This is a genomic window from Bradyrhizobium sp. UFLA05-112 (assembly GCF_053572325.1).
The window spans coordinates 120,002-135,932 of record NZ_JBANBK010000014.1 but is presented as its reverse complement, the minus strand read 5'-3'; the positions used below and the strand labels follow the sequence as shown (position 1 = coordinate 135,932).

Here is a 15,931-nt window from a genome sequence, read left to right as displayed (position 1 = left end):
CCCGAGCCGATCTCTCCCATCGGCATCACCTCGATCAGCGTGAGGCCCATGCCCTTGCCGTGCGCCCACTGCATCAGCGAGGGGAGCTCGTCCTCGTTGAGATTCTTCAGCGCCACCGCGTTGATCTTGACCGCGAGCCCGGCCGCGCGTGCCGCCTCGATGCCCTCCAGGACCTTGTCGATCTCGCCCCAGCGGGTGATCTCGCGAAACTTCTGCGGATCGAGCGTGTCGAGTGAGACGTTGATGCGGCGGACACCGCAATCGGCGAGTTCCCGCGCATGCTTGGCCAGCTGCGTTCCGTTGGTGGTCAGCGTCAACTCGCCGAGCGCGCCGCTTTGCAAATGGCGTGACAGCGAGCGCACCAGCGACATCACGTTGCGGCGGACCAGGGGCTCTCCGCCGGTCAGCCGCAGCTTTTTCACGCCCTTGGCGATGAAGGCCGAGCAGAGCCGGTCGAGTTCCTCCAGTGTCAAGAGGTCTGCCTTGGGCAGGAACGTCATGTCTTCCGACATGCAGTAGAAGCAGCGCAGGTCGCAGCGATCGGTGACGGAGACCCGCAAATAGGTGATGGTCCGGCCGAACGGGTCGGTCATCGGGCTCGACAGCGGGGACAGGCGACTCACAGCGGGTCCGTTCATTCAACAAGCCTTGTCACGATCGCGATCACCGCGCCTTGCGCAGTGACAATCATACTGGAGGCAATCTAAGCATCCCCGCCATTGCCGACAATCGTGCGCTGCACCGTATTAGCGCGTTGGTGCGGGGGCCGTGGGCGGCGGCGCGGCGGGAGGCGGCGCCGAGTTCGGATCGGGGAACGGAGAGTCTGCCGCGGCCGGCGTTGCTGCCTTCGGCGCCTTCGGCTTCTTTGGCCGATGCGGCTTCTTCACCGGTTTTGGCGGCACGGCCGGTTGCAACTCGACGAATACCGGGTTGGGATCGGTCGTCACCGATGCGGGTGTGGAGAAATCGCCGGGCGTCTTGGTGACGTTCACCGGCACCGAGGCCGGGAGGTAGTTGATTAGCGTGTAGCTGACGGTGAAGGGAGCATCCGGCGCTGGAACCGAGACCGCGCAAGGGGTCTTGCAGCCCGGGCCGAGCGAGGTGACGGCCTCGGCGCCCGGTGGACTTGATTCCAGCCGGACCTGGACGGCCGGGGGCGTCGACTTGAACATGTCCCACGAGGCCGAGGAGCAGCCCGCCAAGCTCGCCCCCGCAAACGCAATCGCGATCACACGACGCATGACCATCACATCTCACTGCGACGAACCGCCACAATCCCAGGCGGACCTTAGGTGCGTCGGTTTACCCACGCAACGCGCCGAGGGCGCGTAGTTAGTAGATGGTTAATGCGGCGGGTTTCGTAGCGATATCAGGCGCTTGCCTCGATTTTCAGGCACCCCATCAGACTCGTCGCCGCTGCCGGCAGGTCGCGCATATGGTGGATCAGGCGGTCTGGCTTGAGTTCCTCGATCGGCACGTCGGTATAGCCGAAGCTTACGCCGATGACGGGAACCCCGGCGCGCCGCGCGACCCCCACGTCGGTTCCGGCATCCCCGACCATGATGCTGGCGGCGAGCTGTCCGCCGGAGCGGGCAACGGTCTCGCGCAGGATGGTCGGGTCGGGCTTCTGTACCCCAAAGGTGTCGGCGCCGCAGATGGCGGCAAAGCGCTGGCTCAGGCCCAGCGCGTCGAGCAGCCGCCTGGAGAGCCATTCAAGCTTGTTGGTGCAGACCGCGAGCCTGTGGCCACGCTCCGCGAGGTGATCGAGGGCGGCCTCCAGCCCCTCGAACGGGCGCGATTCATCGGCGATATGGTCGGCGTAATAGGCGATGAAATCCGCCGTCAATCGGTTGATGTCCGCGACGCCGACGATCCGGCCTTCGGCCTCCAGGCCCCGCTCGATCAGCTTGCGCGCGCCGGCGCCGATCATGTTGCGGGCCGATTGCATCGGCACCGGCGGCAGGCCCTCGCGCTCGAGCACGTGGTTCAGCGCGCTGATCAGGTCGGGCGCCGTGTCCACTAGCGTGCCGTCGAGATCGAAGACGATGGTGTGAGCGGTCATGATCATGCGCTACCGGCAAGGTGAAGCTTCTGCAAGCGGAGCCGCCATAAGATCAGCTTATAACTTCCTTCCGCAGGCCTGTTCTCCGGGCCAAAACGGGGCTAGATAGGCCGCCGAATGCGACTTATTTCGGCGGTCTCCCAAATGAGATCTCAAGTGAGGCATTCAAGACACACACAAAGGGCAGGCCCGAACGTGGACATGGACCAGTTGAAGCGACAGGCGGCTGCACGCGCCCTCGAGGAGGTGCGCGACGGCATGCAGCTCGGTCTCGGCACCGGATCGACGGCCAAGCATTTCGTCGAGCTGCTCGGCGAGCGCGTGCGCGCCGGCCTCAAGGTGATTGGCGTGCCGACTTCGGAAGCCACGCGCGCCGACGCGGTCCGTTGCGGCGTGCCGCTGACCACGCTGGACGAGATCGACCATCTCGACATCACCGTCGACGGTGCTGACGAAGTGGATCCCGAGCTCAACCTGATCAAGGGCGGCGGTGGCGCGCTGCTCCGCGAAAAGATCGTCGCCGCCGCCTCAGACCGCATGATCGTGATCGCCGACGACAGCAAATGGGTCCCGACGCTCGGCCGTTTCCCACTACCGGTGGAGGTCATTCCGTTCGGGCTCGGCGCGACACGGCGGGCGATCGAGAAGGCGTTTGCGCAATCCGGCGTTTCCGGGCAAATGGCGCTCCGCAAGGCCAAGGACGGCCACGTTTTCGTCACCGATGGTGGCCACTGGATCCTCGATGCCCATCTTGGACGGATCGAGGATCCGGCACGGCTCGCGGTCGCGCTGAGCGCGATCCCCGGCGTGGTGGAGCATGGACTGTTCATCGGCTTGGCCGGCTCTGCCGTTCTGGCGGGCGGCGAGGGAATCCGCGTGATTGAACGGCGAAAGCCGAAAGGAGACTAGGAATGAAGAGCGTTTTGAAGATGCTGCCCGTGGCCGGACTCGCCTTGGGACTGGCAGGCTTGGGACTGGCGGGCTTGGGACTCGCTTTTGGCGTCGTCCCGGCGGCGGCACAGCAGGCGGCAGCGCCCAAGGCCTCGCCCGCGGCGATCGCGGCCGCCAAGGAAATCCTGACCATGAAGAACGCGAACGCGCTGTATGCCAACGCCGTTCCCGGCATGGTGGAGAAGGTCAAGGGCGCGCTGATCGGGCAGAACCTCAACTACCAGAAGGACCTCAACGAGCTGGCGCCGATCGTGGTGCAGCAGCTCACGGGCCGCGAGAAGGAGATCGGCGAAGGCATGGCGCAGGCCTATGCTGCTCAGTTCACCGAGCAGGAGCTCAAGGATCTCGTGACGTTCTACAAGTCTCCGCTGGGGCAGAAGCTGATTACTGCCGAGCCGCGCGCGATCGAACAGGGCATGGCCTTCACGAATTCGTGGGCGCAGAATTTCTCCGAGGTCGTCGCGGGCGCGTTCCGCGCCGAGATGAAGAAGCGCGGCAAGGACATCTGACGAGGACGAGAGGCAAGGAGGTCGGAGTGGACAATGGCTGAATTCGACGTCGACCTCTTTGTCATCGGTGGTGGTTCGGGCGGCGTGCGCGCCGCTCGCATCGCGGCCGGTCACGGGGCACGCGTGATGATCGCGGAAGAGTACCGCATGGGCGGTACCTGCGTGATCCGCGGCTGTGTGCCGAAAAAGCTGTTCGTGATCGGATCGCATGTCCGCCACGAGATCGAGGATGCCGCGGGCTTTGGCTGGACGATCCCGTCCGCAAGCTTCGACTGGCCGACGCTGATTGCCAACAAGGACAAGGAGATCGCGCGGCTCGAGGCGGCCTACACCACGAATGTCGAGAAGTCGGGCGCGCGCATCGTCAAGAGCCGCGCGGTGATCGAGGATGCCCACACCATCCGCCTGCTCGAGAACGACAAGACGATCACGGCAAGATACATCCTGATTGCCACCGGCGGCGCGCCCAACCATGGCGCGGCGATCCCCGGCATCGAGCATGTCATCTCCTCCAACGAGGCGTTTCATCTCAAGAAGCTGCCGAAGCGGATCGTGATCCAGGGCGGCGGCTATATCGCGCTGGAATTCGCCGGCATTTTCGCCGGCTACGGCTCAGACGTCACCGTGATCTATCGCGGCGACAACATCTTGCGCGGTTTCGACGACGACGTCCGCGCCCATGTCCGCAGCGAGATGGAGAAGCAGGGCATCACCATCCTCACCGGCTGCACGGTGAGCAAGGTCGATCGTCACGGTGACGAGTTCACCACCCATCTGTCGAACGGCTCGAGCGTTGCCTCCGACCAGGTGATGTTTGCGATCGGCCGCCATCCCGCCGTCGCCAATCTGGGCCTCGAGAAGGCTGGCGTTGCCATCAATCCGAAGAACGGCGGTATCGCGGTCGACGGTTTCTCGAAGAGCTCGGTCGACAGCATCTACGCCATCGGAGACGTCACCCATCGCCACAATTTGACGCCGGTCGCGATCCGCGAGGGCCACGCCTTTGCCGACACCGTGTTCGGCAAGCGCGAGGTGCGGGTCGACCACGCCAACATCCCGACCGCCGTGTTCTCGCAGCCGGAGGTCGGCACTGTCGGCCTCACCGAGACCGAAGCGCGCGCGCAATTCAGCCACGTCGACATCTACAAGGCGACATTCCGCCCGATCAAGGCTACGATGTCCGGCCGCGACACCCGCGTGCTGATGAAGCTCATCGTCGACGGCAGCTCCGACCGCGTGCTCGGCTGCCACATCGTCGGCGATGCCGCGGCTGAGATCATCCAGGCGGTCGCGATCGCCGTGAAGATGAAGGCGACCAAGGCCGATTTCGACGTGACCATCGCGCTGCACCCGACAGCGGCCGAAGAGCTCGTCACCATGCGCACGCCAACCGCGCGCCACGTGCGGCAAGCGGCAGAGTAATTCGAGGGCAGCGGACTCTTTATCCTCTCCTCATCCAGAGGGTCTTTCGGCGCAAATGGGCCGTGTGCGGTTACGCGCCGACCTTGCCGTGATCGGCATTCTCCTGCCGTTCGCGATCGCCGAGTTCGCGCACCAGTTCCTGGAGAAGCGACTCCGTATAGGCGGGCAGCACCCGTTCGGCGCGGACATAGACGCCGAGGTCGGACCACACCGGACTGCCGGCGTTGTCCAGCGGCAGGAATTTGAGCTGTCCGCTCTTCGCGAGGCGACCGACGCCGATCTGGGTCTGGATCGCAACGCCGACGCCGCGTGCCGCCAATTCGCGCATCAGGTCGATCGAATTGGCCTGCACGGCGGGCTCGGGCGTCTCGGCAAGCTGCGCGATGAGCGGTTGCAACAGGTGATAGATCGACAGCTCCGGAAGCGCGTGGATGATCGGAAAGGCGAGGCATTGCGCCAACGTCACGGTCCGGCGCCGCGCCAGTGGATGATCAGCCGCGACGATCGCCCCTAGCCGGAAGCGCTTCAGCGCGACCTGGCGCAGATCCTGGGGATGACGCAGCGCCATGGCGATGCCGATGTCGGCTTCGCCGCGGCTCAGTGCGTCCAGCACGTCGGCTGATCCCATCACCTGCGTGGTGAAGGTAACGCGGCGGGCGCGGCTGCGATGCGAGGCGATCAGGTCGGGCAGAAGCGATTCCGCGAGCGACTCGATGCAGGCGATGCTCACCGAGCCACGCCAGGTGCCGGACAGCGATTGGACGTCGGAGCGGAAGCGGTCGTGGTCCTGGAGCACGGTCATGACGTGCCGCGCCAGCATCTCGCCGACCGTGGTCAGCGTCAGGCCGCGCGCCGTCCGCTCGAACAGGGGCGCGCCGATCTCCTCTTCAAGCTTGAGGACCTGTCGGCTGACCGCCGACGAGGCGACGTTGAGGGTCCGCGCGGCAGCCCGGATCGAGCCGGTCCGGCGCACGGCGTGAAAGTAATAGAGGGCGGGGGCATGAAATCGCATCGCTCGACTATAGCCGTTGCCGATTCGGCAGCAAGGCGTACGAAATTCTCTTCTTTTCGAGAGCAGCCCTTAGGCCTAGTTTCCGCCGCGGCCGCCAGGGGCGGGCGAAGAGGGGGACTGGGCGGTGGACGGGAAGAGCGCGTGCGCGCTGGAGGCGGCGGAGCCGCATGGTTTGATCGATCGGCGCCGCGCGGCTGCCTATGTCGGCGTCACCGCCGGCCGTTTCGAACAACTGGTGCGCGACAATGTCGTGCCGCCGCCGGTCATGGTGGATAGGAGCCGCCGGTGGCCGATCGCGGCGCTCGATCTCGTCAAGCAATCGGTCGGCACAGGGGCAATGGAGCCAGCGGAAGCGGTCCCGGAGACTGAGCCCTGCGACGAGATGGTCGAGCCGTCGCGCGTGTTGCCCGATGAGACTTGGCTCCAGCAGAAGGCGAGGCTGGTACAGCGCGTCCGCAGGTCGCTGTTGTCGGGCAACGAGATCCGCGCGCTACGCGAGTTCAGGGCGCAGCGGCAGAGCGAGATCAGCATGCATGGCTATTATGGAAGCTTCGAAGCGTTGATGGTGCGCGGCTACGTCGTCGAACTCGCGCGCAAGCCGCCGTCGAGCCGTCCGCTGGTGACCTACCGCCTGACCGAGCTCGGCGAACAGGTGCTCGCCGCGCTCAGGGACGAGTAGCTTGCGGCGCGCCATTGGCGTTTGGCGCGCCGGCTCGGCCGATCTCAGAACGGATAATGCCGCGGCCCGGTCTGCACCGTGATCCAGCGCAACTCCGTGAACTCGTCGATCGCGGCCTTGCCGCCGAAACGGCCATAGCCCGAGGCCTTGGTGCCGCCGAACGGCATCTGCGGCTCGTCGTGCACGGTCGGTGCATTGACGTGGCAGATGCCGGCCTCGATGCGCTTGGCAACGTCGAGCGCGCGTGCGATGTCGCGGCCGAATACCGCGGAGGACAACCCATACTCCGTGTCGTTGGCGATGCGCACGGCCTCGTCGATGCCGCTGACCCGGACGACCGTGACGACGGGGCCGAAGCTTTCCTCGCCATAGATGCGCATCGCCGGCGTGACGTGATCCACGATCGTCGCGGGCATGATGGCGCCGTTGCCGCGGCCGCCCGCCGCGATCGCAGCGCCCTTGGCGAGGGCATCGTCGATCAGGCCGCCGACGCGGTCGCAGGCGGCTTGGCTCACCAGTGAGCCCAGAACGACATTGCCCTTGCGCGGATCGCCGTAGGGCAGGCCCTTCGCCTTCGCTGCAAATTTGGCGACGAAGGCGTCGGCCACCTTGTCGTCGACGACGATGCGTTCGGTCGACATGCAGATCTGGCCCTGGTTCATGAATGCCCCGAACGCAGCTGCGTTTACCGCCGCATCAAGGTCGGCATCGTCGAGGATGACGAGCGGGGCCTTGCCGCCGAGCTCGAGCAGCACGCGCTTCAGATGCTTGGCGCAGGCGAGCGCGATCAGACGGCCGACCCGGGTCGAACCGGTGAAGTTCACGCGCCGCACCGCCGGGTGCGCAATCAGGGCTTCGACCACGGCCTGCGCGTCCTCCGGCGCATTGGTCACCACGTTGACGACGCCATCGCCGAGGCCCGCCTCGGCCAGACAGCTTCCGATCAGCCGGTGCACGCCGGGGCTCATTTCCGAGGCCTTCATCACCACGGAGTTGCCGCAGGCGAGCGGCATGGCAACCGAGCGGACGCCGAGAATCACGGGTGCGTTCCACGGTGCGATCCCGAGCACGACGCCGACCGGTTGCCGATGGGCCATCGCCAGATTGTCGGGCTTGTCTGTCGGGATGATCTCGCCGGAGATCTGCGTCGTCATCGCGGCGGCTTCGCGCAGCATGCCCTCCGCCAGATGCACGTTGAAGCCGGCCCAGCCTGCGGTGGCGCCGGTCTCGGCGACCATCAGCGCGGTGAACTCGGGGGCACGTCGCGCGAGGATGTCGGCCGCGGCGCTAAGGCGCTTGCGGCGTTCGGAGGGCCCGAGCTGCGACCACGCGGGGAACGCGGCTGCAGCCGCATCGGCGGCGCGCATCGCATCGTCGACCGAGGCCGCCGCCACGATGGTTGCGATCTCGCCGCTGATCGGATTGAGACGTTGGAATGTCCGCTGGTCGCTGGCCGACTGATCTTTGCCGCCGATGAGAAGGTCGATTGCGTTCATGGGGCTCTCCATGGGTTGCTGGGGGATTAGGCAGTTGCAGGTGCGCGCCCCTTGCCGAGATAGGCACGCTGGACGTCGGGGTTGTTCTTCATCTCGCCGGCCACTCCGGAGCCTGCGTTGCGGCCCTGTTCGATCAGATAGACGCGGTCGGCGATGTCGAGACTGGCGCGCGCGTTCTGCTCCACGAGCAGCACGCTGACGCCGCTGTCGCGGATCTGCGCCAGCGCGCGAAACACCTCGCGGCTGAGCAAGGGCGAGAGGCCGAGCGATGGCTCGTCGAGCAGCAGGAGAAGTGGATTGGACATCAGGGCGCGCCCGATCGCGACCATCTGCTGCTCGCCGCCGCTCATGGTCCGTACCGTCTGCGCCATCCGCTCGGTCAGGCGGGGAAACAGTGCCAGGATCTTCGCGAGCCTTTCCGCTTCTCCGGCGCGGGCGCGGGCGGGGTAGGCGCCGAGCTGGAGGTTCTCTGCAACCGTCAGGTCGCCGAACACGCCGCGCCCTTCCGGCACGAGCGCGATCCCGCGTTCGACGATCAGATGGACCGGAAGCGCGATGAGGTCCGCGCCGTCGAAGCGTATGCTTGCGCCGGGAGCGGGATCGATGAGGCCGGCGATGCTCTTGAGGAGCGTCGACTTGCCCGCGCCGTTTGCGCCAAGGATCGCGACGATCTCACCGCGGGCAATATCGAGCGTCACGTCGGCGAGTGCCTGATGCTTGCCGTAGAAGTGGGAGAGCGCGGCGACTTCAAGCATCAGCGTCTCCCAGATAGGCGGCCACGACCGTCGGGTCGGACAAGACCGTGTCAGGGACACCGTGCGCGATCACGCTGCCCGCATTCATCACGATGCAATGCCCGCACAGCGCGCGGATCGCATCCATGACATGCTCGACCATGATGATGGTCATGCCGCGGTCGCGCAGCCTGGCGATCAAGGCGATCCCGGTCTCGAGCTCGCTCGGATTGAGGCCGGCGAGCCATTCGTCGAGCAGCACAAGTTGCGGCGCAAGCGCGAGCGCGCGCGCAAGCTCCAGGCGCTTCTGGTCGATATAGGTCAGCTCGCCGGCGGGGGTATCAAGCATGGTGCCGAGGCCGACGAGATCGAGCAGCTCGCCGCTGGTTTCCCCGCCGCGGTTCGGTGCTGCCGATCCTCCGCTGAAATAGGCTGCGGCGGCAACGTTCTCTGCGACGGTCAGGTCCGACATCACGCGCACGAGCTGGAAGGTGCGGGCAAGCCCGAGCCGGGCGATCCGGTGCGGTCGAAGCCCGCCGATATCAGCGCCGTTGAACCGGATCGCGCCCGACGACGGCACCAGCGCGCCGGAGAGCATGTTCAGGAGAGTCGTCTTGCCCGAGCCGTTGGGACCGATGATCCCGATGATCTGTCCGCGTGCGACCTCGAAGCTGACCCGATCGACCGCGCGCAGGCCGCCGAACGACTTGCCGACGCCGTCGACCAGAAGCAGCGGTCCGCTTTGCTCGCTGCCTCCCGCAGGTATGGCACTGTCCGCCAGTTCATTTCGCCGCCGCGGCTCGATCAGCCCGATCACACCCTTCGGCAGCAGCAGGACGATGATCACGAAGATCGCGCCGAGCACGATGCTGAAGTGGTTCGGCAGCGTCGCCGTGAGGACTTCGAACAGAAGGACGAGGGGAATGACACCAAGCACTGGGCCAAATAGCGAGCCGGCGCCGCCCAAGAGCGCCATGATGACGACCTGGAACGAGATCATCGGATTGAAGGCGATCGACGGATCGATATAGGTCCAGCGCGGCGCCATCACTGCGCCGGTTACCGACATGAAGACGGCGCTCAGCATAAACACCGCGAGCTTGATGCGGGTGGCGTCGATCCCGGAATGACTGGCGGCGGTTTCGTCGGCACCGATCGCGCGCAGCGCAAGGCCGTAGCGGGAGCGGCCGAGAAAAAAACCGGTCAGGAAGACGATGGCGGCGAGGCCGAGAAGCTGCCAGTAGAGAACGTCCTGGGTCACGGCGCTGAAGAGGTAGCGGCCGACCGATCTATGTACGTTGACTTCGTACCAGATCACGAGCTGCCGGATGAGCTCCGCGAGTCCGAAGGAAAAGATCACGAAGTAGATGCCGGACAATCGCAGCGTGGAGAGACCGGTGATGGCGGCAACGAGCGCGCCGAGCGCTGCCGCCGCCAGCAACACGGCCGGCCAGGGCCAGGTCTCGCCCAGCACCGCCGCGGTGTAGGCGCCGATGCCGAAGAAAGCGACGGTCGCAAGCGAGATGTATCTGGTCGGGCCTGAGAACATCGCCCAGGCGGTCGCAAGGATCGTGAAATAGAGGATGCTGATGCCGAGCGCGAGATAGTAGCCGTTGGCGTAGAGCGGGTAGACGACGATGGCCGTGGCGAGAGCGATGCCTGCGCACCATGCCAGCGTTTTGGTGGGGCTTGCGATCACGAGGTGGCCCTTCCGAACAGGCCGGTCGGTCGGATGAGCAGAACCGCGAGAAACAGCGCATAGGTGGCGGCAAGCGTCAGGCCGGGGTCGAGCAGACGTGCGACTGCGGTTTCGACGACGCCGAGCATCAGCCCAGCCACGAGCGCGCCCATCACGTTGCCGACGCCACCCATGATTACGACGACGAGCGCCTTCATGGTGAAGACCACGCCCATCGAGGCATTGAAGGTGAGGAACATGCTGACCAGCACGCCGCCGACCGCCACCAGGCCGCCACCGAAGGCAAAGGCAAGGCCCGACAGCGCCGGCACGTCGATGCCGACCAGCCGCGCTGCGTTGCCGTCGACTGCGATGGCGCGTACGGCGGTGCCGACGCGTGTGCGCGTCAGCGCCAGATAGACGGCGATGCCAATCACGGCGGCAAACAGCAGCGCGACGAGCCTGTTGACGGCAAGCGTCGTGCCGAGCACGACGACCGGAATGGAGAGATAGCTGTAGCTGTAATACTGGCCGCCGAATGCGACGAGCATGATGCCCTGGATGGCGAACAGCACGCCGAACGTCACAAGGATGCTATCGACCTCCTGCGCGCCTCTGTCCTTGCCGCGTCGCATCAGCTTTTCGAGCAGGAAGCGGTAGAGCAGCCAGTTCAACGCCATCGCGCAGGGCACGGCGAGCAGCAGCGCCGCCAGCGGGCTCAATCCGAGACCGGTGTAGAGAGACAGCGCACCGAACGCGGCCGCGATGAGCGACTCGCCATAGGAGAGATTCATGACGCGCGCCACACCGTATTGCAGCGTCAGGCCCAGTGCGATGAGGGCATACATGCCCCCAAGCACAAGGCCGGGCAGGACGATATCGAACAGCAGCATGAAGTGGTGTCCTGTTGGCGCTCCGGCGGGCGGGTCTCACGGCGAGACCTGCCTGCCGGGTTGGCGTCACTGCCACTGCGGCTTCGGCACCACGGGTGCGCGCGCGCCCGGCAGCGAGGTTGGTGCAAGCCCGTAGAATTCGCCGTTCTGCCACTGACCGACGCTCCAGACTTCCTGAAGCAGTCCATCCTTCAGCTTGACCTTACCGATGATGGTGTCGAACGTGCCGGAGCGGATTTCCGCCGCGACCGCGGCCCGATCCACCTTGCCGAGCTTTTCGATCGCCTGCTGGAGCACTTGGAGGCTTGCATAGGTAATCGGGCTGGCCCAGCGATCCGGCTCCTTTCCAGTGGCCGTCTTGTGGCGCGCGAGATAGTCCTTCAGTTGTGGCGAGTCCGCGTTCCAGCCGCCGATCCCCATCACGCCGTCGCTGTTGGCGGCAAACTTGCCCTTGTAAAGCGGAAAGGCGGTGCCGACGCCAACATAGAAGATCTTTGGGTTGAACTTCAGCAGTTGCGCCTGCTCGGTCAGCGCGATGGTATCGGGAGGATAGCTGAAGGCGATGAACGCATCGGGCTTGGCCGCGATCGCGTCATTGAGCAGTGGCTGGAGATCTTGCGACCCCAGCGGATAGGTCTTGTCGTAAGCGAGCGTGAAGCCGTGCTTCTTGAAGGCCTCCCGGCCGGCGGCGGCAAGCTCGATGCCGAACTGATCAGCGACGCTGACCATCGCGACATTCCCGCCGATCTTGCCTTCACTCTTCAGCTTGCCCAGCAATTCGGCAAGCGCCTCCGAGATCTGCGCGGACGTGCCGAGCCAGAAGGTCGCGTTCGACCAGCGCTTGGCGAGCTCCGGCGCCTTGTCGGTGACCGAGGTGACGGCGAGGTGAGGGTAACCGAGCCTGTTCAGGGTCGGGCCGACCGCGAGATTGAGGCCCGTTCCCCAGGGCGGCAGAATGAAGTCGACCTTGTCCTGATTGGCGAGGCGCTCGATCGCCTTCACCGCTTCCTCCGAGCTCGAGCGATCGTCGTATTCGACGACCTCGACGGGCAGTCGCTTGTCGCCAAGCTTGATGCCGCCGGCCGCGTTCACGTCCTTCACCCACAATTCGTAGTTGGGCAGCGTGGTGATGCTCGCGCCGCCGGCATAGGGGCCGGTCTTGGAAATCGCGTAGCCGATGCGGATTTTGTCTTGCGCCTCGGCGGCGGACGTCAAGGTCCAGAGCGCTGCGGCCATCGCGGTCAGGCTGGTGATGCGCAGCATCGTTCGACGGTTCGTTAAGAACATGTCGAGTCTCCCTCCATGTTTCTCCCATGCGATCGCTCGCAGGGATGAATGTGCGTCGTTTCCTCTCCATCCCGGATTTTCTGCTCGGCAGCTTCTGGAGGTGCCGTGGCCGGGACTTGACCCAGCAAGCACCTTCGGCTTTTGTCCTTCAATGGACAGATCCGGCGAAAGATTGCACGTTTCTGGTCACGCCGGCCAAGTGCGTCGAGCTGTCGCGGACGCCGTGCGCGTTCCCATTGTCGCCCCGCCCAGTGGACCAGCTGCGATCGGCGCCGAGGTCATCGTGTCGCACTATGAGCCGCGGCGCTGGTCGCTCGATTCCAGGGCGGCGCGGCCCTTCATTCACCTGCTCTGTTTGCACGGCGGTGGCGTCGCGGACCTCCGTCGCGAGGGTGAGAGAATCGCATTGCCCGGCCCCGCCATCGCCTGGCTGCCGGCGGGATGCGCCAACTATCTGGACGTGGCGGCGGGCACGACCGCAGAGCTGCTCCGTCTGAAATCGGGCGCGTGGCATCGCTACCTTCCGCCGTCGGCCGAGGCGGCCTATCTGGCTCTCGATCGCGCCGACGGGATCATGGCGCTTCCGGTCGATCCCGGCCTCGTCACCACCGTGTCGCGCTCGATTGCCGCGATTGCGACCGAGATCGCGACACCGGCGCGTAGCGGCGCCGCGTCGATCATGTCCGCCGAACTGACGCTGATTGCATTGCGCTTCTGGCGTCTTTTTGCCAGCGACAGTGATCTGGAAGAGGAAGGCAGCAGCGCGGAGATCCTGAGCCGCTTCCGCAGTCTGCTCGAGGAGCGATACCATCAGCAACTCCGGGTCGCCGATTACGCCAGCCTGCTCGGCGTGACGCCGGACCGCCTGCATGCCCTGTGCAGCCGGGAGCTGAAACGGTCACCGAGCGCCCTGATCCAGCAGCGTGTCGTCAGGGAAGCGGCCACACGATTGGAAGCGAGCGCCGCGACCGTGAAACAGATCGCGTTCGCGCTCGGTTTCAAGGACACGGCCTATTTCAGCCGCTTCTTCAGCAAGCACGCCGGCGAAGCCCCCGGTACCTGGCGGCGGCGCGCCGGCGCCCGTGGCGCGATGGGACGGTCGAAGCCGACGCTGAATTTCGCCGACTGGCCGTGAGGACGGCAAGGCGCAGATCGTTTACTTCAGAACTTCGCAAACCGTGAGATGCTGATCGGGGATCAGGTCCGCACCACGCGCCGAGACGGCTCGCCACCACGCATCGAGCGCCTGGTGGTCGCAGCTGAGCTTGACGCTCATCCCTCCGGCGAACTTGATCCAGTCGGCGAAGTGATCGCGCGCCACCGCGATCACCACGGGGATATCGGCATCGAGCGCCTGCTCGATCAGATAGGCCAGCCCCTTGCCATTGCGCTCCCGTTTGCCGAAGCGGTTGATGATCACGAGGTCGGCGCCATTCTCCAACGCCTCGGCGATCCGTTCGCCGGCATTCTGGAGCCGCGCGAGATCGAGCCGGCAACCGCTCGCGGCGGGATCGAGGTCCTGCGCCAGGAGTAGTTTCTCGCCGCTGTGGAGAATCAGCGCCGACAGGCTGGCGTCGGCGCAATGGCCTGCTTGCACCATGCCTACGACGCGGATGCCGCGTGCATTCAGGTCGGCCGCGAAGCCGCGCAAGATGGTGTCGGGATCCTGATTTGGCGCATAGACCAGGGCGGCAAGATCGCATTGTGCATCGAACATCGTCCGCCTCCGCTTTCCCGAGAATGAGCGGGGCCGCGGCGTGCGCCGCGACCCCGCGTGTTGGTCAGGCCGCAGGCGGCCCGTTGATGATCTGAAGCTGGGTGAACTCGGCGAGGCCTTCCTCGGCGAACTCGGTGCCGATGCCCGATTGCTTGGCGCCGCCGAACGGGATGTGCGGGGCCATGTCGAGATGCTTGTTGATCCACACCGTGCCGGACTCGAGCTGGCTCGCGACCTCGTGGGCGCGCTTGACATCGGACGACCATACCGAGGCGCCGAGACCGTAGGTCGTGGCATTGGCGCGACGGATCACGTCATCCTTGTCGGAATATTTGATCACCGGCAGCACGGGGCCGAATTGCTCCTCGTCGACCAGTTTCGAGCCCTCCTGGATGTCGCGCACGATGGTCGGCTCGATGAAATAGCCGGGACGGTCCATCGCCGCGCCGCCGGCAATGACGTTGCCGTTCTTGCGCGCGTCCTCGAGGAACGCCTTTACCTTCTCGTACTGCATCTTGTTCTGCAGCGGCCCGAGCTTGGTGCCTTGCTTCGATCCGTCATCGACCACGGTGCTCTTGGCGATCGCGACCAGCTCGTTGCAGAGCTCGTCATAGACGGACTCGTGAACGTACAGTCGCTTGATCGCAAGGCAAACCTGACCGGAATTCTGGAATGCACCTTCGAAGATTCCCGGCGCGACCTTCTTCGGATCGACGTCGTCGAGCACGATGCCGGCATCGTTGCCGCCGAGTTCGAGCGTAATACGCTTGAGCGTCTGCGCTGCGCTTGCCATCACCTTCTGGCCGGTCGCCGAGGAGCCGGTGAAGGAGATCTTGCGGATGTCTGGATGCTTGGTCATCTCGCCGCCGAGATCGTTGGCGTCGGTGATGATGTTGAGCACACCTTTCGGCAGTACGTCCTTGACGAGCTCGGCAAAGCGCAGCGTTGCGAGCGGCGTGGTCGGCGCGGGCTTGACCACCAGCGTATTGCCGGCGAGCAGCGCTGACGGCAGCTTGAAGCTGAGGATCAGCAGCGGATAGTTCCAGGGAATGATAGCGCCGACAACGCCGAGCGGCCGGCGATACGCTTCGACCTTGCGGTCGCCGGAATTCTCGATCACCCGCATCGACAGTTCGAGCGAGCCGAGATAGCGGAAGAAGGCTGCCATTCCGAGGACTTCGCCGGTGGCATCCGTGAGCGGCTTGCCCTGTTCGGAGGTGAGCAGGCGCGCGAGCTCACCGGAATTGGCCTCGATCACGTCGGCCATCTTGATCACGAGCTTGCGTCGCTCCTCGATCGGCGTCGCAGCCCAGGCCGGGAAGGCGGCTTTCGCCGCGGCCACGGCGGCGTCGAGCTGGCTCTTCGAGGCGCGCGGGCACTGCGCCAGCACGTCCTCGGTCGCGGGATTGAGCACGGGCATGGTCAGGTCGCCGGGCACCATCTTGCCGTCGATGAGAAGATTGTAGTCGCTCATTGGCTTGTTCGCTCCCT

16 protein-coding genes are annotated in these 15,931 nt (G+C 65.4%); 5 read left to right on the top strand and 11 right to left on the bottom strand.

The features are described from left to right. The 3 genes from moaA to gph all read right to left on the bottom strand — a co-directional run. A partial coding sequence (gene moaA / locus SO180_RS11355) for a GTP 3',8-cyclase MoaA (RefSeq protein WP_449378900.1) occupies positions 1 to 638 on the bottom strand: 638 nt, incomplete at its 3' end. A gap of 108 nt (positions 639 to 746) precedes the next feature. Continuing rightward, entirely contained in the window at positions 747 to 1,241 is a 495-nt protein-coding gene (locus tag SO180_RS11350) for a hypothetical protein (RefSeq protein WP_449378906.1), read from the bottom strand. Positions 1,242 to 1,369: 128 nt separating this feature from the next. Then, the gene (gene gph / locus SO180_RS11345) at positions 1,370 to 2,065 is read right to left on the bottom strand and encodes a phosphoglycolate phosphatase (RefSeq protein WP_449378905.1); all 696 of its coding nucleotides are present in this window, start codon (positions 2,063 to 2,065) and stop codon (positions 1,370 to 1,372) included. Between the two features lie 192 nt (positions 2,066 to 2,257). On the opposite strand from gph, the gene rpiA reads away from it, so the two are divergent. From rpiA to gor, 3 genes are read left to right on the top strand one after another with little or no spacing between them, the layout of a single operon-like run. Next, positions 2,258 to 2,971: a ribose-5-phosphate isomerase RpiA gene (gene rpiA / locus SO180_RS11340; protein WP_449378899.1), complete on the top strand. Its 714-nt coding sequence runs from the start codon at positions 2,258 to 2,260 to the stop codon at positions 2,969 to 2,971. Between the two features lie 2 nt (positions 2,972 to 2,973). Continuing rightward, complete coding sequence (locus SO180_RS11335) at positions 2,974 to 3,522, top strand: DUF2059 domain-containing protein (RefSeq protein WP_449378898.1); 549 nt, start codon at positions 2,974 to 2,976, stop codon at positions 3,520 to 3,522. Between the two features lie 33 nt (positions 3,523 to 3,555). Continuing rightward, positions 3,556 to 4,944 (top strand): glutathione-disulfide reductase, encoded by a 1,389-nt coding sequence (gor, locus tag SO180_RS11330; RefSeq protein ID WP_449378897.1) that lies wholly within the window; start codon positions 3,556 to 3,558, stop codon positions 4,942 to 4,944. A 70-nt stretch (positions 4,945 to 5,014) separates the two neighbouring features. On the opposite strand, the gene SO180_RS11325 is transcribed toward gor, so the two are convergent. Beyond that, a complete protein-coding gene (locus SO180_RS11325) occupies positions 5,015 to 5,956 on the bottom strand; it encodes a LysR substrate-binding domain-containing protein (protein WP_449378896.1) in 942 nt (313 codons plus the stop codon). 124 nt (positions 5,957 to 6,080) lie between these two features. Between SO180_RS11325 and SO180_RS11320 the strand changes: the two genes are divergently transcribed. Beyond that, the gene (locus SO180_RS11320; RefSeq protein ID WP_449378895.1) at positions 6,081 to 6,635 is read left to right on the top strand and encodes a hypothetical protein; all 555 of its coding nucleotides are present in this window, start codon (positions 6,081 to 6,083) and stop codon (positions 6,633 to 6,635) included. 44 nt (positions 6,636 to 6,679) lie between these two features. On the opposite strand, the gene SO180_RS11315 is transcribed toward SO180_RS11320, so the two are convergent. The 5 genes from SO180_RS11315 to SO180_RS11295 form a co-directional block, all read right to left on the bottom strand. Beyond that, the gene (locus SO180_RS11315; RefSeq protein WP_449378894.1) at positions 6,680 to 8,131 is read right to left on the bottom strand and encodes an aldehyde dehydrogenase; all 1,452 of its coding nucleotides are present in this window, start codon (positions 8,129 to 8,131) and stop codon (positions 6,680 to 6,682) included. A 26-nt stretch (positions 8,132 to 8,157) separates the two neighbouring features. Continuing rightward, complete coding sequence (locus tag SO180_RS11310) at positions 8,158 to 8,886, bottom strand: ABC transporter ATP-binding protein (RefSeq protein ID WP_449378893.1); 729 nt, start codon at positions 8,884 to 8,886, stop codon at positions 8,158 to 8,160. Beyond that, positions 8,879 to 10,564 carry a branched-chain amino acid ABC transporter ATP-binding protein/permease gene (locus tag SO180_RS11305; protein WP_449378892.1) on the bottom strand — a complete coding sequence of 562 codons (1,686 nt, stop codon included), beginning with the start codon at positions 10,562 to 10,564 and terminating at the stop codon, positions 8,879 to 8,881. The genes SO180_RS11310 and SO180_RS11305 overlap by 8 nt, the downstream gene beginning before the upstream one ends. Next, complete coding sequence (locus tag SO180_RS11300; protein WP_449378891.1) at positions 10,561 to 11,436, bottom strand: branched-chain amino acid ABC transporter permease; 876 nt, start codon at positions 11,434 to 11,436, stop codon at positions 10,561 to 10,563. The genes SO180_RS11305 and SO180_RS11300 overlap by 4 nt, the downstream gene beginning before the upstream one ends. A gap of 66 nt (positions 11,437 to 11,502) precedes the next feature. Further along, entirely contained in the window at positions 11,503 to 12,723 is a 1,221-nt protein-coding gene (locus SO180_RS11295) for an amino acid ABC transporter substrate-binding protein (protein WP_449378890.1), read from the bottom strand. A 406-nt stretch (positions 12,724 to 13,129) separates the two neighbouring features. On the opposite strand from SO180_RS11295, the gene SO180_RS11290 reads away from it, so the two are divergent. Then, entirely contained in the window at positions 13,130 to 13,858 is a 729-nt protein-coding gene (locus tag SO180_RS11290) for a helix-turn-helix domain-containing protein (protein ID WP_449378889.1), read from the top strand. A 21-nt stretch (positions 13,859 to 13,879) separates the two neighbouring features. On the opposite strand, the gene SO180_RS11285 is transcribed toward SO180_RS11290, so the two are convergent. Together SO180_RS11285 and SO180_RS11280 are read right to left on the bottom strand one after the other, a co-directional pair. Continuing rightward, on the bottom strand, positions 13,880 to 14,440 hold the full coding sequence (locus tag SO180_RS11285) for a DUF2478 domain-containing protein (RefSeq protein WP_449378888.1): 561 nt from the start codon (positions 14,438 to 14,440) through the stop codon (positions 13,880 to 13,882). 64 nt (positions 14,441 to 14,504) lie between these two features. Continuing rightward, positions 14,505 to 15,914: an aldehyde dehydrogenase family protein gene (locus SO180_RS11280; RefSeq protein WP_449378887.1), complete on the bottom strand. Its 1,410-nt coding sequence runs from the start codon at positions 15,912 to 15,914 to the stop codon at positions 14,505 to 14,507. Positions 15,915 to 15,931 lie beyond the last annotated feature (17 nt).